At 75.0% G+C, this 16,716-nt stretch carries 12 protein-coding genes; 8 read left to right on the top strand and 4 right to left on the bottom strand.

Features of this window, described 5'->3' with window-relative positions; translation table 11 throughout:
* Positions 1-6: 6 nt before the first annotated feature.
* The 4 genes from ACZLMO_RS02545 to ACZLMO_RS02530 all read left to right on the top strand — a co-directional run bounded on the left by ACZLMO_RS02545 (position 7) and on the right by ACZLMO_RS02530 (position 2,885).
* Positions 7-1,029 carry a family 1 glycosylhydrolase gene (locus ACZLMO_RS02545; RefSeq protein WP_425714523.1) on the top strand — a complete coding sequence of 341 codons (1,023 nt, stop codon included), beginning with the start codon at positions 7-9 and terminating at the stop codon, positions 1,027-1,029.
* Positions 1,029-1,346 (top strand): hypothetical protein, encoded by a 318-nt coding sequence (locus ACZLMO_RS02540; RefSeq protein WP_425714522.1) that lies wholly within the window; start codon positions 1,029-1,031, stop codon positions 1,344-1,346. Before ACZLMO_RS02545 ends, ACZLMO_RS02540 begins: the two co-directional genes overlap by 1 nt.
* Before the next feature lie 159 nt (positions 1,347-1,505).
* The gene (locus ACZLMO_RS02535) at positions 1,506-2,327 is read left to right on the top strand and encodes an alpha/beta fold hydrolase (RefSeq protein WP_425714521.1); all 822 of its coding nucleotides are present in this window, start codon (positions 1,506-1,508) and stop codon (positions 2,325-2,327) included.
* A gap of 87 nt (positions 2,328-2,414) precedes the next feature.
* Entirely contained in the window at positions 2,415-2,885 is a 471-nt protein-coding gene (locus tag ACZLMO_RS02530; RefSeq protein ID WP_425714520.1) for a GNAT family N-acetyltransferase, read from the top strand.
* Positions 2,886-2,894: 9 nt separating this feature from the next.
* Here ACZLMO_RS02530 and ACZLMO_RS02525 read toward each other — a convergent pair whose 3' ends face one another.
* Complete coding sequence (locus ACZLMO_RS02525) at positions 2,895-4,217, bottom strand: coiled-coil domain-containing protein (protein WP_425714519.1); 1,323 nt, start codon at positions 4,215-4,217, stop codon at positions 2,895-2,897.
* A gap of 201 nt (positions 4,218-4,418) precedes the next feature.
* Between ACZLMO_RS02525 and ACZLMO_RS02520 the strand changes: the two genes are divergently transcribed.
* From ACZLMO_RS02520 to ACZLMO_RS02505, 4 genes are all read left to right on the top strand, one after another.
* Positions 4,419-6,134: a hypothetical protein gene (locus ACZLMO_RS02520; RefSeq protein ID WP_425714518.1), complete on the top strand. Its 1,716-nt coding sequence runs from the start codon at positions 4,419-4,421 to the stop codon at positions 6,132-6,134.
* Positions 6,135-6,138: 4 nt separating this feature from the next.
* Positions 6,139-7,218 carry a hypothetical protein gene (locus ACZLMO_RS02515; RefSeq protein ID WP_425714517.1) on the top strand — a complete coding sequence of 360 codons (1,080 nt, stop codon included), beginning with the start codon at positions 6,139-6,141 and terminating at the stop codon, positions 7,216-7,218.
* Positions 7,219-7,367: 149 nt separating this feature from the next.
* Positions 7,368-8,288 (top strand): co-chaperone YbbN, encoded by a 921-nt coding sequence (locus ACZLMO_RS02510; RefSeq protein ID WP_425714516.1) that lies wholly within the window; start codon positions 7,368-7,370, stop codon positions 8,286-8,288.
* Positions 8,288-8,839 (top strand): GNAT family N-acetyltransferase, encoded by a 552-nt coding sequence (locus ACZLMO_RS02505; RefSeq protein WP_425714515.1) that lies wholly within the window; start codon positions 8,288-8,290, stop codon positions 8,837-8,839. The genes ACZLMO_RS02510 and ACZLMO_RS02505 overlap by 1 nt, the downstream gene beginning before the upstream one ends.
* Here the strand turns inward: ACZLMO_RS02505 and glgB are convergent.
* The 3 genes from glgB to ACZLMO_RS02490 are packed head-to-tail and all read right to left on the bottom strand — an operon-like array spanning position 8,830 to position 16,600.
* Positions 8,830-12,447: a 1,4-alpha-glucan branching protein GlgB gene (glgB, locus tag ACZLMO_RS02500; RefSeq protein WP_425714514.1), complete on the bottom strand. Its 3,618-nt coding sequence runs from the start codon at positions 12,445-12,447 to the stop codon at positions 8,830-8,832. The two genes, ACZLMO_RS02505 and glgB, sit on opposite strands and share 10 nt — an antisense overlap.
* On the bottom strand, positions 12,447-14,501 hold the full coding sequence (gene treS / locus ACZLMO_RS02495; RefSeq protein WP_425714513.1) for a maltose alpha-D-glucosyltransferase: 2,055 nt from the start codon (positions 14,499-14,501) through the stop codon (positions 12,447-12,449). The genes glgB and treS overlap by 1 nt, the downstream gene beginning before the upstream one ends.
* Positions 14,498-16,600, bottom strand: a complete 2,103-nt coding sequence (locus ACZLMO_RS02490; RefSeq protein WP_425714512.1) for an alpha-1,4-glucan--maltose-1-phosphate maltosyltransferase — start codon at positions 16,598-16,600, stop codon at positions 14,498-14,500. The genes treS and ACZLMO_RS02490 overlap by 4 nt, the downstream gene beginning before the upstream one ends.
* Positions 16,601-16,716: the final 116 nt, after the last annotated feature.

Below are 16,716 nucleotides of genomic sequence, written 5' to 3'. Positions count from 1 at the left end.
AACGCCGTGACCACGCTCGCCCCCGGCACCTGGCTCGCGCCCGACGCAGCCGCCCTCGTCACCGCGCACGAGTCCCTGCTCGACGACGACGCCGCGGCCCGCGCCTTCGCCGCCGAGGTCGGGCGCGTGCGGGCGCAGGGGCGCACCCCGGTGGTCGTCCTCGGGCCCGGGGCCGACACCACGCGCGCGGGCGTCGCGCGCCGGGCGGAGCTTTCGCGTGCCGCTACGGAGCTGGCCGACGACGAGGGCGCGGTGTGGCTCACCGGCCGCGACCCGCTCGGCGCCGCGCGCGCCGCGGGGGGCGGCGACGTGGGCGCGACCCTCGCGGCCCTGCACCACGCGCTGCTCGGTCACGGCGCCGCGGCGGAGGCGCTGCGGGACGCGGGCGCCGGCGTCGTCGGGACGTCCGTCCACCTCGAGGTGACGCGCGCCGCCGATCCCGGGTCGGTGCACGACCTCGCGGCGGCGCACGAGGTCGACCTCGTGAGCAACCACCTCGTCCTCGGCCCGCTGCTCGACGGCACGTACCCGGTCGAGGCGCGCGCGGCCACCGCGCCGGCCCCCTGGGACCACGTCCGCCCCGGCGACCTCGTCGCGATCCGGCGGGGGCTCGACGTCCTGCTCGTCGAGCACGCGGGGACGCGCACGGTGCGGCGGGCCGGCGGACGGTCGGGCGCCGGTGGGGGAGCGGCTGCCGGCGGAGGGGCGGGCATCCCCGCGGACGCACGGGGCGGTGGCCCGTCCGCGCCTGCCGCCGTCGTGCGCCGTTCCGACGCGCCCGGCGCCGACGACGTCGAGCTCGTCCACACCGCCGAAACCCCGGGCGGCCGCTCCGTGGACGCCGGCGGCCTGTACGAGGTGCTCACGGCCCTCGACAACGCCTACCTCGGCACCCCGTTGCTCGCGCTCGTCGCCACGGGGACCGGCGAGGTGGGGGACGGGGACGGGCTCGCCGCGCACGAGTCGGCCGCCCGCCGCGCCGCGGAGGACGGTGCGGACGTGCGCGGGATCGTCACGGTGGTGCGCTGATGGCCCGCAACCGGCGTTCCGGCAAGCGGCCGTACTCCTCCGAGCACGTGCCGCTCGACATGGACCGGCTCGCCTCGGTGCCGCGGCAGGAGGCCGGTCCCGGCGGCGAGGAGTTCAAGGTCCGCACCGTCCGCTCGTCGGACAAGACCTACCGCTGCCCGGGCTGCGACCAGGAGATCCTGCCCGGGACCTCGCACGTGGTGGCCTGGCCCGCCGAGCACATCTGGGGCGTGGACGCCGGCGCGGAGGACCGTCGGCACTGGCACACCGCCTGCTGGCGTGCCCGGGGGACCCGGCGGCCGACACGGCGGCGCTGAGTCGGGTCGCTCGGCGGGGCTGAGCCTGCTCGCCCGGCGTACGCGGCAGCCTCCGTCGCCCGCGGCCCGGCAGCGATCCGCGACGGTCCGGCGTTGCCTCCCGTCGACTCCGCACCTCCACGGCTGGCCGCGGCGGCCGAGCGGTGGGACCCTGACGGCATGAGCATGCTCGCCGCCCACCCCCACGGCCCCGCGGACGGCCTCCCGCTCGTCCTCCTCCACGCGTTCCCGCTCGATGCGCGCATGTACGACCGCGCCCTGTCCCACCTCGGCGACGTCCCGGTGCTCGCGCTCGACTCGCCCGGCTTCGGCGACTCGCCGGGCCCGGCCGAGGTGGCCGACGCCGTCGACTGGGCCGGCGGCCCCTCCCTCGAGCTGGTGGCCCGGGCCGTCCTCGCCGCGCTCGACGCGCGCGGCGTCGACCGGTTCGTCGTGGCCGGCACCTCGATCGGCGGCTACGTCTCCATGCGGCTCGCCGCGCTCGCCCCGGAGCGGCTCTCGGGCGTCGGTCTCCTCGACACGAAGGCGGCCCCGGACACCGACGAGGCGCGGGCCAGGCGCGAGCGCCTGGCCGCCGACGTCCTGGGGCCGGCGGGGGTGTCCGCCGTCATGCCGACGCTCGGTGGCCTGCTCGGACCGACGACGGCGGATCGTTCGCCGGAGCTCGTCGACCTCGTCGCGCAGTGGGCGGGGGAGGCGACCCCGGACGGCGTCGCGTTCGCCGCGCGCGCGATGGCGGAGCGGCCCGACTCGCTCGCCGACCTGCGCGCCCTGGGGGAGCGGGGCGTCCCGGCCCTCGTGCTGCGCGGGGTCGAGGACGGCCTCGCCTCCGACGACGACGCCCTCGACATGGCCGAGGCGCTGCGCACCGAGGTCCTCGAGGTCGACGGCGTCGGGCACCTCGCCCCGCTCGAGGACCCGGAGGCGGTCGGCCGGGCGCTGCGCGACCTCCACGAGCGGGCGGCCACAGCGGCGGCGTGACCGCCGGAGCGGCCGAGGACGGTGCGGTCGGCCGGAGGGCCGAGGGCCCTGGCGGCGCGAGGTCCGGGGCGGCCGTAGGGTGACGCGGTGACCACCGCGAAGATCCGCCCCGCGACCGTCCTCGACGCCGAGGCCCTGGCCGAGCTGCACGCCCGCGTCTGGCGCGCGACCTACGCCGACTCGGTCGACGCCGCGTGGCTCGACGCGCGCCTCGCGCGGTACCCGGAGATGTGGGCGGAGCTCCTCGCGGAGGACGAGGCGGCGCCGACCTGGCTCGCCCACCGCGACGGACGCGCGGTCGGGTTCGCCCGCGCCACCGCGGTCGGTGCCGGTCACGTGCGCCCGCTCGAGCTCGAGTCGATCTACCTCGACGTCGACGAGCAGGGCAGCGGCACGGCCGACAACCTCATGCAGATGGCGCTCGGTGACGCGCCGGCGTCCCTGTGGGTGTGGGACGGTCAGGCCCGGGCCCGGGCGTTCTACCGCCGCCACGGGTTCGTCGAGGACGGGGAGACCGGCGCGTTCGGGCCGCTGCCGACCGTGCGGATGGTGCGCTGAGCGGAGGCGTCAGGCGCGCTGCTCGTCGTCGGCGGGGGTGTCGGCGGTGTCGTTCGCCGAGGAGGTGCGGTCCTCGGCCGGTGACGCCGCGTCCTCGGCGTCGGTCTCGGCCCCAGCGGCGTCGTGCTCGGCTCCCGAGGCATTCTCATCGGCGTCCTCGTCCGCGGGCTCCTCGGTCGTCGGGTGCTCGACCGTCGCGTGGTGGTCGGCGGGCCGGTCGTCGTCGGACACGTCGTCGGTGCCTTCGGATGTGGATCCCAGGGCATCGGCGTCGGCGGTGCGGTCCGTCGTCGGGCCGGGGGCGGCGGCCGCCGCGAGGGCGTCGTCGGCCCGGGCGGCCGCGGACGTGCCGTCCGTGGCGCCGACCTCGACGACCTCGTGGAGCGCGCGTCGGATCTGCTCGAGGTACTCGGTGAGCAGGGTGTGGCGCTGCTCGAGGCGGGCGACCTCGACCCCGGCGCCGATGCGCGACCGGTCGGCCTCCTCGGCGGCGTCGCCGCGGGTGCGCTCGGCCTCCTCGCGGGCCTCGGCGAGCAGGCGCTCGGCCTCCTCGGTGGCCTCGGAGACGCGGAACCGGGCCTCCTCGTCGGCCTCCCGGGTCACCTCCTCGGCGAGCGTGAGCGCCTGGGCGGCCCGACGCTCGGCCTCGTCAGCCCGCTGCTCGGCCTGCTCGACGGCCTGGACCCGCGCGATGGTCGCCGCCTCGTGCGCGGCGGCGAGGTCGCGCTCGGCACTCGCCCGGGCGGACGCCAGCTCCTCGGCGGCAGCGGTGCGGGCGAGCCCGAGCTCGCGCTCGAGGTCGGCGCGCCGCGTGATCTCCTCGGCCTCGATCTCGCGGCGGATCGACGCCACCCGGCGCTCCGCCGCGGTCAGCAGCTCCTCCGCCCGGACCTCGGCGTCCTGCACGCGGGCCGCGGCCTCGGACTCGGAGCGGGAGGTGAGCAGGTCGGCCGCGCGCCGGGCGTCGCCGAGGACAGCCGCCGCCTCGCGCTCGGAGCGCTCGCCGAGCCGGTCGGCCATCGACTGCGCGCGTTCCGTCGTGCGACGCGCGTCCTTCTCCGCCTGCTCGACGACCTCGTTGGCCTGCTGCTCGGCCGCCGAGAGCAGGTGGGCGGTGCGCGAGCCGAGCCCGGCGTAGGTCGGCGTCCCCGACTCAGCCAGCTGGCCGCGGACGTCCTCGAGCTCCGTGGTCAGGCGCAGGACGCGGGCGTCGAGGCTCTCGACGTGCTCGCGCGCGGCACCGAGCCGGCTCGTGAGGTCGTTGATGCGGTGGTCGACCTGGGCGCGGTCGTAGCCCCGCATGACGACGGGGAAGCTGGCCTGCTCGTCCATGACGGTCCTCACGGTCGGGGAGCGCCCGGGTCGTGCTGCGGGCACGTCACGGGCAGGTATCGGCGACCAGGGTACGTCGCCGCCGGGCGGCCGCGCCCGGGCGTGGGCCGTCACACCCTCCGCGCGCGGCTATCACGCCGTATCCTGTCCAGTCGACCCGTGTCGCCGCCGGCGGCCGCCGACCGGAAGGACGCCCGCCCCGTGATCCGACGCATCCTCGCGGCCCTTCTCGCCGTCCTCGGCGTGACCGCGATCGTCCTGGCGGTCATGTCCGCCACCACCTGGAAGGACGAGGACCACCTCACGGCGACGCTCCCCGAGCGGCCGGGCACGCCGATCCTCACCACGGACCCGGGCGTCCTCGAGATGGGCGCCGACCAGGTGACGATCACGTTGACCGCCGACCCGGGCGAGGAGATCTGGTACACGATCACGCCCACCGACCGGGTGACGGAGTGGGTGGGGGACGGCGAGCGCACGTCCGTCAGCGGCCTGCTCTCGCGCACCGAGCTCGACTCGAGCACCGCGGGCACCGAGTCCCCGGTCCCGCACCCCGGCGGCTCCGACATGTTCCGGGACGCGGAGACGGCCACCGGCGAGGTGGAGATCGAGTGGACCGCCGAGCCGGGCCGGCACACCCTGTTCGCCGTGGTCGACGGCGAGGCCGACGCCCCGTCGATCACCCTGTCCTGGCCCCGCGAGGTGTCCACCCCCTACCTCGTGCCCGGCCTGATCGTCGGCGGCGTGCTCCTGCTCACCGCGCTCGCCCTGCTGCTGTGGCCGTCCCGGCGTCGGGACGTGGGCGTCGCGGGTGACGGCGAGGGCGTTGCCGTCCCGGTCTCGCCCGAGCCGGCCGTCGACGACGACGTGGCGGCCACGCGCGCGGAGTCCGGCGCCTACGCCGCGGCGCCGGCCGCGGGGCACCCGACGACGGACCCCTACGCCCCCTCCGTCGACACCAGCCACGGGGCCGAGGCGGACGGGACCGACGACGACGAGCGCGGCGCGGCAGAGGACCGGTCCGAGGCAGCCGGGTCCGACGACCGATCCGGCGACCGATCCCGTGACCGCGCGGAGGGTGCTCGCGAGGCGGGCACCACCGCGTCGGGCGGCCGCGGTGCCGCGGCAGCCGTCGCCGGTAGCGCTGCGGCCGGGGCCGGTGCGGCCCTCGCCGGAGCGAGCAGGTCCGCCGGCGGCCGTTCGTCGTCGTCGCCCTTCGCCCCGAAGGACGACGAGACCGAGGACATCCCCGTCGCCGACCCGGTCGACGTCTCGCCCGAGGCCGTCGACGCCGCGCTGAGCGCGGACATGGCGGACCTCGCGCGCCGCGAGCGCGAGGGCGAGTCCTTGCGCCGTCACGAGCGTCGCGTGCTCGCCGAGGCGCGACGCGAGACCCGCGAGGACCTGAGGACCGGCGTCGACACGCCCGTCCGCGACGAGCTGCGCTCGGCCGGGTCGGCCCGCGGCGCCGGGATCCTCCCGTACTCGCCCCGCGCGGACGAGCTCCGCGTGGCACCGGGCGACGACGCCGCGCAGGCCGAGGAGACCCCGACCGCCCCGGTCGAGGACCAGGCGCTCGCCGACGCCGAGGCCGCCCGCGCCGCCGGTCGGCCCCTGTCCCGCCGCGAGCGGCGCGCGCTGGACCGTCGGGCACGGCTCGGCGGCCCGGCCGGCGCGGCCGACGCTCCCGCCCTCGGCGGGGACGAGTCATCGACTGCGACCGACGCCTCCACCCCCACCGGCGTCGGGACGACCGAGCAGACCACGACCGACGACCCCGCCGCGCCCGGCACCGACCGGGCGGCCGACGGCGACGACACGACCACCCCGACGCCCGGCCACGGCCGGTCGACGGACGACGAATGGCGCGACCTGTGGGGCTTCGGCCCCAAGGACGCCACCGAGAACCGGAGGTGACGCGATGAACCGCCGCACCACGACCACCCTTGCCGTCCTGCTCTCGGCCGGCCTGATCGCCGGCTGCACCGAGGGGGAGGAGGAGCTGCCGACCCCGGACGCGTCGTCGGAGAGCCCGTCCGACTCGGCCGGCCCCGCGCTCGACCAGGAGACGATGCAGGTCGTCCTCGACGGCATCTCGACCTCGGTCGAGGAGGCCGACGAGGCGCAGGACCCCGAGCTCCTGCGCGAGCGCGTGATGGGTCCGGCCCTGCGCCTGCGCTCGGCCGAGTACCGGATCGCCGAGGCGACGGGCGGCACGGTCCAGCCCGACCCGCTCTCGCTCGACACCCAGGTCGACATCGTCGGCGGCAGCCAGGAGTACCCGCGCGTGGCGATGGCCGTGAGCCAGATCCCCGACGGCTCGAACCTGCCCCTGCTGCTCACGCTCGCCACCTCCGACGTGCGGGACAACTACCGCCTGTGGTCGTGGGTCGAGCTCTTCCCCGGCGCGACGGTCCCGGAGACGCTCTCCCCGGACGTCGGCGCCGACGCGCTCACCCCCGACGACGACTCGCTGGCGCTGAGCCCAGCCGAGGTCGTCGACGCGTACGCCCAGCTGATCTCGGACCCCGAGGGCTCTCAGGCCGACACGTTCGCGCCCGACGAGTTCCGCTCGGACGTGTTCGCCGAGACCGCCGGCCTCAACGAGGCGGTCTCCGCCGCGGGGAACGCCACCGTGTCGGCGGAGCCCGTCGTCGACGGCCCGCTCTCGCTGCAGACCGTCGAGGGCGGCGCGATCGTCGTCGGCGTCATCCGCACCACCACCACGGTGACGAAGACGGAGCCCGAGGGCACGCTCACCGTCGGCGGCGTGTTCGGCGACCTGCTCGGCAACGACGGCGTGGTCGAGGACGAGGTGAGCGCGATCGCCCAGGTGTCGGTCGCCTTCCACGTCCCGTCCGCCGAGGCGGAGGACCAGACGATCGAGGTCCTCGGCGCGACGTCGGTGCTCACCGAGGCGGTCGCGTCCGGCCAGTCCGTGGTCGAGTCGCCGTCGGAGTCGCCGACGGAGTCCGGCTCGGAGTCCGCCTCCGAGGGCTGATCCCGCATCCGCCGGGCGCGCGGCTCCTGACGGCAGGGGCGGGTGCGTCCGGCTGATCGCCGGCCCTGATGTGGGCGCCGGTCGTCGTCGTGCTCCGCTGTGGGCCAAGACTGCTGCGCGAGGCGGCCGGATCGGGGGACAATGGCCGCATGTCTCAGCCCTCGCTCTACGGTGCCGTCGACCTGTCCGCCCTTGCTGCGCCCGCCGCCCCGGCCGGGGGTGGTGCCGCGCCCGCCACGGACCCGAACGGGCTCGTCGTCGACCTGACCGAGGAGCTCCTCGGCGAGGTCGTCCAGCGCTCCCAGGAGCTGCCGGTGCTCGTCGCGATCCTCTCCGCGCGCGCCCAAGGGTCGGACGACCTGCGCGCCACGCTCGAGACGCTCGTGCGCGAGCAGGGCGGCCGGGTCCAGCTCGCCGTGGTGGACGGCGACGCGCAGCCGCGCATCGCGCAGGCGCTGCAGGTCAGCCAGGTGCCGTCCGTCGTCGCCCTCATGGGCGGGCGCCCGATGCCCCTGTTCACCGGCAACCCGCCGGCGGACCAGCTGCGGCCCGTCATGTCCGAGATCCTCACCGTCGCCGAGCAGAACGGGCTGACCGGCCGCCTGCCGGTGGGCGAGGGGGACGAGGCGCCCGCCGAGCCGGAGCCCGAGCCGCTGCCGCCGCTGCACGCCGAGGGCGTGGCCGCGATCGAGCGGGGCGACCTCGACGCCGCCGCCGAGGCCTATCGCAAGGCGCTCGCGCAGAACCCGAAGGACGCCGAGGCGATCTCGGCGCTCGCCCAGGTCTCGTTGGCCCGCCGGCTCGCGGAGGTCGAGGACCCGCAGGAGGCGGTCGCGGCCGGGAACGCGGAGGGAGCCGGGGTGGACGCGCAGCTCGTCGCGGCCGACGTCGAGATCGTCTCCGGCGATGCGACCGCCGCGTTCGGCCGGCTGGTCGGCGTGGTGCGCCGGACCGCGGGGGACGAGCGCGAGACCGTGCGGAAGCGGTTGCTCGAGCTGTTCGACGTCCAGGGGACGGCTGATCCCGAGGTCGCGAAGGCGCGTCGCCTGCTCGCCAGCGCGCTGTACTGATGCCCGCTGCTGCGTCGGCGGTCGTCGTCCGGCCGTGCACGGATGCGGACCTTGAGGTCCTGGTCCGCGTGTGGCCGACCTCCGGCGTGCACGAGGCGCACGTCGCGCGGGCGGCGTCCGGCGATGCCAGCTACCTCGTCGCGTGGGACGGCGAGGAACCGCTCGGCTCGGGATTGGTGCGGTGGACCGGGCCGGTCGGGGAGAACGCCGCGGCAGCGTTCCCGTCCGCGGTGGAGATCTGCCACCTCCAGGTGCGTGAGGGGGCTCGCGGCCGCGGCGTCGGAACCGCGATCATCCACCGTGCCGAGGTGCTCGTCGTCGACGCCGGCGCAGTGACCGTCGCGGTTGGTGTGTCGGTCGACAATCCCGGAGCCGAGCGGATCTACGAGCGCCTGGGGTACCGACGCGCCGGCGTCAAGGACGTCTCGAGGTACTCCTGGACCACGCCGTCGGGCGAGGTCCGCCACGAGGTCGAGGTCGACCGGCTGCTCGTCAAGGAGCTCGCCTCACCTCAGGTTCGAGGTGACGCCGCACCTGCCGCTCAGCCCTGAGGCGTCGCCTCCCCGCCGACCGGCTCCAGCCAGATGGCCGACAGCGCCGGCACCCGCAGGGTGATCGACCGGGACCGGCCGCTCCACGGGGTGTCGGTGGCGACCTGGTCGCCGGTGTTGAGGATCCCGGAGCCGCCGAACCGTTCGTCGTCGGTGGTGAGGATCTCGCGCCACGCGGAGCTGCCCGGCACGTTGTCCGGCACGCCCACGCGGTAGTCCTCGTGGGCGGTGCCGGCGAAGTTGACGACCACCATCACGTGGTCCGTGCCGTCGGCCGAGCGGCGCAGGTAGGTGAGCACGTTGTGGTCGCCGTCCCCGGCCTCGATCCACTCGAAGCCCTCGGGCCGGAAGTCCTGCGACCACATGGCGGGCCGCTCGCGGTAGACGCGGTTGAGCTCGTGGACGAGCTGGACGATCGCGTCATGCTCCGGCTGCTGGGCCTGCGCCCAGTCGAGCCCGGTTCCCTCGTTCCACTCGGCGCCCTGGGCGAACTCCTGCCCCATGAAGAGCAGCTGCTTGCCCGGGTGGGACCACTGGTAGCCGAGCAGGGCGCGCACGCCGGCCCGCTGCTGCCAGTAGTCGCCGGGCATCTTCGCGAGCAGGGACCCCTTGCCGTGCACGACCTCGTCGTGGCTGATCGGCAGGATGAACTGCTCCGAGTAGGCGTAGACCATGGAGAACGTCAGCTCGCCGTGGTGGTAGCGGCGGTTGATCGGCTCCTCCGCGAGGTAGCGGAGGGTGTCGTTCATCCACCCCATGTTCCACTTGAGGCCGAACCCGATGCCGCCGGCCGAGGTCATCGCGGTGATGCCGGGCCACGCGGTGGACTCCTCGGCGATCATCATCACGCCGGGCGAGCGGCGGTACGCGGTCGCGTTGGTCTCCTGGAGGAAGCTGATCGCCTCGAGGTTCTCGCGCCCGCCGCGCTCGTTGGGCCGCCAGCGGCCGGGCTCGCGGGAGTAGTCGAGATAGAGCATCGAGGCGACGGCGTCGACGCGCAGGCCGTCGACGTGGAACTCCTCGAGCCAGTACGTGGCGTTGGCGACGAGGAAGTTGCGCACCTCGCGGCGCCCGTAGTTGAAGACGTACGTGCCCCAGTCCGGCTGCTCGCCGCGCAGCGGGTCCGGGTCCTCGTACAGGGCGGTCCCGTCGAAGCGGGCGAGCGCGAAGGAGTCCTTGGGGAAGTGCGCCGGGACCCAGTCGACGATGACGCCGATGCCCGCACGGTGGAGGGTGTCGATGAGGAACCGGAGCTCGTCCGGCGTGCCCATGCGGGAGGTCGGGGCGTAGTAGCCGGTGACCTGGTAGCCCCACGACCCACCGAACGGGTGCTCGGCCACGGGCATGAGCTCGACGTGCGTGAAGCCGAGGTAGGTGACGTGCTTGACGAGCTCGTCCGCGAGCTCGACGTAGCTGAGCCCGGGCCGCCACGAGGCGAGGTGGACCTCGTAGACCGAGATCGGTCCGGCGTGCGGGTCGGAGGCGGAGCGCGCGGCCATCCACTCGTCGTCGCGCCAGGTGTACTCCGTCTCCGTGACGACGGACGCCGTGGCGGGCGGGACCTCGGCGCGGCGGGCCATCGGGTCGGCCTTGTCGACCCAGTGACCCTCGGGCGTGCGGATCTGGAACTTGTACCGCTGCCCGGCCGCGACGCCGGGGACGAACAGCTCCCACACGCCCGAGCCACCGAGCGAGCGCATCGCGTGGCGGCGGCCCTCCCAGCCGTTGTGGTCGCCGACCACGCGGACGGCCTGCGCGTTGGGGGCCCAGACGGTGAACGAGACGCCGGTGACCTCGCCGAGGACGGAGGGGAAGCGGCGCACGTGTGCGCCGAGCGCCGTCCACAGGGTCTCGTGCCGGCCCTCCGCGATGAGGTGGAGGTCGACCTCACCGATCGTGGGCAGGAACCGGTAGGGGTCGTCGACGACGGTCCGCTCGCCGGCGTGCGTGACCTCGAGCCGGTAGTCGGGCACGGCGGTGCCGGGCAGGAGCGCGGACCAGATGCCGCCGTGCTCGTGCTCCGCGGGGACCCGTCCCTCGGCGGTGACGATCGTGACGGCGTCGGCGAGGTGCGCGAGGGCGCGGATCGTCACGCCCTCGGCACCGGGGTGGGCGCCGAGCACCGAGTGCGGGTCGTGGTACGTCCCTTCCGCGACTGCGGCGAGGACGTCTGCGTGGACGGCGGCGGGTTCGGCGCTCATGCCGTCATTGTTCCCCACCGCGTCGCCCGGGGCGCTTCGAACGGACAGGAGAGTGCGCAGGCCGTCGAGCGGGACGTCGAGCCAGTCGGGGCGGTAGCGGGCCTCGTAGTCGATCTCGTAGAGCGCCTTGGCGACCTCGGAGGCGTCGAGCAGCGGGCCGCGGACGGAGCGGCCCGCCACGGACTCCCAGCCCGCGACGAACGAGCGACGCGCGCCGGCGGCCCACGCGCGCGTGGCGGCCGGTTCGGCGCCGGCCGCGCGGGCGGTCCCCGCGGCGTAGTCGAACGAACGCAGCATCCCGGCGACGTCGCGCTCCGGGGTGTCCGGCAGGCGGCGGTCCGCCAGCGACCGCAGCGGCTCGCCCTCGAAGTCGAGCACCACCCAGCCGCGGCCGGGCACGTCGAGGACCTGGCCGAGGTGGAGGTCGCCGTGGATGCGCTGGAGCACCGGCCAGTCGGCCTCGACGCCGCCGGCGACCGCGGAGCGCACCTTCTCGGCGAGCCCGCCCACCTCGGGGGCGCTCGCGCTCGCGCGCGCCAGGCGCTCCTCGACCTCGGCGGTGAGCGAGTTGCGCGCCCCCGAGCCGGGGACGGCGGTGCCGAGGGTGAACAGGTGCCGGTGGATCTCTCCGACGACGGCGCCGAGCGCACGTGCCCGCGCGCGGAAGTCGGTCCCGGTGCGGGCCGACTCGACGGCGACCTCCCACGCGTCGTCCGCGCCCGCGAGGAACTCGGTGGCGACGGCGACGTGCCCGGAGGCGTCCCGGCCGGCCGCGTCCTGGCCTCCGTCCTCGTCCCCGGTCCGCCACGTCCCGGCGAGCGCGCCGACCACCCGCGGCACCGCGGTCGATCCCGCGCCGGACACGGCGGCGGTGAGCTCGGCGTCGGGGTTGGCCCCGGCGTCGAGGACGCGGAAGACCTTGACGATGACCGGGGCCGCGTCCTGACCGGCGGCCGGGCCGACGACGATCGAGGAGTTCGACTGCTCGCCGGTCAGCAGCCGGCCGTCGCCGGCCGGCAGGGTCGCCGTGTCCGCGGGCTCGGCGTCCAGGCCCGGGGCGTCGACGTCACCCGCGATCGCGCCCAGCACGAGCCGGCCGAACAGCGGGTCCTGGGGTGCGTCGTAGATCCACCGCTCGCCGAGCTCGGAGTGGGTGGTCCGGGCCACGAGCCCGGCGTCGTCGGCCAGCGGCTCGCCCCGGTAGGTGAGGGGGACGAGGTAGACGACGCGCTCGGGCCCGGCGTCGTCGCGGAGCATCCACCACTCGATGCCGACCTCGCCGTCCGGGTCCTCCAGGCGGGCGGAGCCCACCTTCGACAGCACCGGGTCCGCCCCGCCGCGGTACCACCGCTGGCGGGCGATCCACGGGGGGAGGAACGTCTCGAACCCGGGGGTGACGGTCGGCATCAGTGCTCCTTCGTGTCCGTCGGTTCCTCGGTGCCGGCGCCGCTCGCCTCGTGCCCGGAGGTGCTCTCCTCGCCGCGCTCGGCCGCGTCGCGGGCGGCGACCGCCTCCTCGACCGGGGACAGCTCGGCGCGGTCGTCGGGCAGCGGTGGGGTGGGCCCGGCGGTGATCCCGGCGTCGAGTCCCGGGAACATGCCGGTGGTCGGCCGGCGCGTCGGCATCGGCGGCGTGCTCGGCGCGGTGCGCGGCGACGACCCGGGGTAGGAGGGGCCGGTGGCCACGCTCGGCGGCCCCTGGAAGTCGGGGTGCGGCTCGTCGGTCCGGCCCTCGAGCGGCGCGGCCGGCGAGGTGCCGGGCCGGGTGAACTCGAGCCAGAAGAAGTCCCGCGAGCCGAGCGTGAGCTCGAGCGTCCCGTCGGCGCCGACCGCCGGGAACCGGGCGCCGCCGAACACGTCGGTCGCCTCCCAGCCCGCGTGCTCGGGGATCTCGACCTGAGCGGTGCGCGGTGTGTTGGCGAGGTTGGAGACGCACAGGACCGTGCTGTCGAGGCTCGAGCGGGTGAACGCAAGGACGGCCTCGTTGTCCACGTCGCGGGGGACGAAGTCGCCGTCGCCGAACACGGGGAAGCGCCGGCGCACGTCGAGCATGCCCCGCACCCAGTGCAGGAGCGAGGTGGGCTGGGCGAGCTGGGACTCGACGTTGACGGCCGTGTACGTGCTGACGAGCGACTGGACGACGGGCAGGTAGAGCCGCCCGGGGTCCGGCGCGGTCGAGAACCCGGCGTTGCGGTCGGGCGTCCACTGCATCGGCGTGCGGACGGAGTCGCGGTCGTTGAGCCAGATGTTGTCGCCCATCCCGATCTCGTCCCCGTAGTAGAGGTAGGGGGAGCCGGGCAGGGACAGGAGCAGGGCGTTCGCGAGCTCGAGCTCGGCGCGGGAGTGGCCCAGCAGCGGGGCGAGCCGACGTCGGATGCCGACGTTCGCGCGCATGCGCGGGTCCTCGGCGTACCAGCCGTACATGGCCGCGCGCTCCTCCGTGCTCACCATCTCGAGCGTGAGCTCGTCGTGGTTGCGCAGGAAGGTCGCCCACTGGGCGCCCTGGGGGAGCTCGGGCGTGGCCGCGAGGATGTCCCGGATCGCCGAGGCCCGCTGGTCGCGCAGCGCGTAGAAGATCCGCGGCATGACCGGGAAGTGGAAGCACATGTGGCACTCGGGCGCCTCGGGGGTGCCGTAGTAGTCCACGACGTCCTCGGGCCACTGGTTCGCCTCGGCGAGCATGAGCGTGCCGGGGAACTCGGCGTCGATCATCGTGCGCAGGGAGGCGAGGAACTCGTGCGTGCGCGGGAGGTTCTCGCAGTTGGTCCCCTCCTCCTCGAAGAGGTAGGGCACCGCGTCGAGCCTGAAGCCGTCCACACCCCGGCGCGCCCAGAACCGCACGACGTCGAAGATCGCCTCCTGCACCGCCGGGTTCTCGTAGTTGAGGTCCGGCTGGTGGGAGAAGAACCGGTGCCAGAAGTACTGGCGGCGCACCGGGTCGAACGTCCAGTTCGACTCCTCGGTGTCGACGAAGATGATCCGGGCGTCCTGGTACCGCTCGTTGGAGTCGGACCACACGTAGTAGTCGCCGTACGGCCCGTCCGGGTTGTTGCGCGAGGCCTGGAACCACGGGTGGGCGTCCGAGGTGTGGTTGGCGACCACGTCGATGAGGATGCGGATCCCGCGGGCGTGCGCCTCGGAGATCAGGTCGTCGAAGTCCTCGAGCGTGCCGTACTGCGGGTCGACCGCGGTGAAGTCGGCGACGTCGTACCCGCCGTCGCGCTGCGGGGACGGGTAGAACGGCGGGATCCACAGGCAGTCGACGCCGAGCCACTGGAGGTAGTCGAGCCGCGAGGTGAGCCCGCGCAGGTCGCCGATGCCGTCCGCCGTGCTGTCGGAGAACGTCTTGACGTAGACCTCGTAGAAGACGGCGGTGCGGTACCACTCCGGGTCGTCGGACAGCCCGGGGCGGCCCGCGCCCACCGCGTCGTCGGGCAGGTCGGGGATCGTGGGCGCGCTCATCGCAGCACCGTCAGCACGTGGGCGGTGCGCTCGGAGGGCGTGAGGCGCACGTACGGGCTCGCGCCCCACTCGTAGACGGCGCCGTCGAGCTCGTCGCGGACGGTGAGCACGTGGGCGTCCGGGCCGGTGCCAGGGGCGACCTCGATGCCGAGGGCCTCGAGGTCGAGGTGGACGAGGCCGTCGCGGGTCGTGAACGGGTCGAGGTTGGCCACGACGATGACCGTGTCCTGCTCACCCGTGGGCGACTGCTCGGCCGGCAGGTGCCGCGAGAACGCGAGGATCTGGTCGCTCGTGGTCTCGTGGATCGCCACGTTGCGCAGCCGCTGCAGGGCGGGGTGCTCCCGGCGGGCGCGGTTGAGGGTGCGCAGCAGCGGGGCGATGCCGCGGACCTCGTCCTGGCTGTGGTCGCGGGCCTTGAGCTCGTACTTCTCGTTGTCGACCTGCTCCTCGGCGCCCGGCCGCGGCACGTTCTCCACGAGCTCGTAGCCGGAGTAGATGCCCCACGTGGGCGAGCCGGTGGCCGCGAGGACGGCCCGCACGGCGAACGCCGCCGCGCCGCCCTGCTGCATGTACGGCGTGAGGATGTCGTGCGTGGTCGGCCAGAATGCCGGGCGCATGTGCGTGTCGGTCTCGTGGGCCACCTCCACCAGGTAGGTCTCGAGCTCCTCCTTGGTGGTGCGCCACGTGAAGTACGTGTAGCTCTGGTGGAAGCCGATGGCGCCGAGGGTGCGCATCATCGCCGGGCGCGTGAACGCCTCGGCGAGGAAGACGACCTCCGGGTGGCGCGCGTGGAAGTACGTGAGGATCCGGTGCCAGAAGTCGAGCGGCTTCGTGTGCGGGTTGTCGACCCGGAACAGGGTGACCCCGTGGTCGATCCACGTCTGCAGGACGTCCCGGACGGCGGTGTAGATGCCCTCGGGGTCGTTGTCGAAGTTGAGCGGGTAGATGTCCTGGTACTTCTTCGGCGGGTTCTCGGCGTACGCGATCGACCCGTCGGCGCGCGTGGTGAACCACTCGGGGTGCTCGGCGACCCACGGGTGGTCCGGCGAGGCCTGGAGCGCCACGTCGAGCGCGACCTCCATCCCGAGGCCGCGCGCACGCGAGACGAAGTGGTCGAAGTCGGCGAACGTGCCGAGCTCGGGGTGGATCGCGTCGTGCCCGCCCTCGGGGGAGCCGATGCCGTAGGGGGACCCCGGGTCGCCGGGCTCCGCGCCCAGGGTGTTGTTGCGGCCCTTGCGGTTCGTCGTGCCGATCGGGTGGATCGGGGTGAGGTAGACGACGTCGAACCCCAGGTCCGCGATCCGCGGCAGGTCCTCCTCCGCCGTCCGCAGCGTGCCCGAGACCATCTGCCCGGTGGCCGGGTCGCGGTAGGCGCCCGTCGAGCGCGGGAAGATCTCGTACCAGGAGCCGACGAGGGCCTTGAGGCGGTCGACCTGGAGCGGGTAGGTGGCCGACGGCGAGAGGAGGTCCCGCAGCGGGGCCGCCTCGAGGACCGCCTGCACCTCGTCCGAGGTCGCGCGCACCATGCGCTCGCCCGGGGTGAGGGAGTCGTCGGCGAGGGTGGCCGCGGCGCGCAGGAGCACGTCCCGGTCGGCGGCGGGGCGGTCCTCCTCGGCGGCGCGGGTGAGCACGATCGCGCCCTCGGCGAGCATGAGGTCGACGTCGACGCCCGCCTCGATCTTCACCGTCGCGTCGTGGATCCACGTGCCGACCGGGTCGGACCACGCCTCGACCCGGAACGACCAGTCGCCCGGCTCGTCCGGCGTCAGCCAGGCCTCGAGGCGGTCGAGACCCGGCGCGACGTCGACCATCCGCGCGCGCGAGTGCTCCGAGCCGTCCGGGCGCAGGAGCACCGCGGTGGCGCCGAGCAGGTCGTGGCCCTCGCGGAAGACGGTCGCCGAGATCGGCAGCGCCTCCCCGGCCGTGGCCTTCGCCGGCCAGCGGCCGTCCTCGATGACCGGGGCGACCTCGACCACGGGGATCCGTCCGATCGGCACGAAGGCTGCGGGCGCGGGCGGACGGGCGGAGGCGGGCCAGGGGGTCAGCGGGCCGGTCGACCCGGGCGCGGAGATGGACGCGGGAGGCTGCGTGTGGCTCACGCAACCAACCTACCGAGTCGCTCGCGCGCGTGCGTCCGCTCACGCTCCCGGCGGGTGCCCCCGTGCATCGAGATTGCGGTTCGTCGTCGTCGAGATTGCGGTTCGTGCGCGTCGAG

Source organism: Georgenia sp. G2120 (assembly GCF_055326485.1).
Note: the sequence above shows the minus strand (reverse complement) of the source record. Positions and strands in the feature narration are given on the sequence as shown.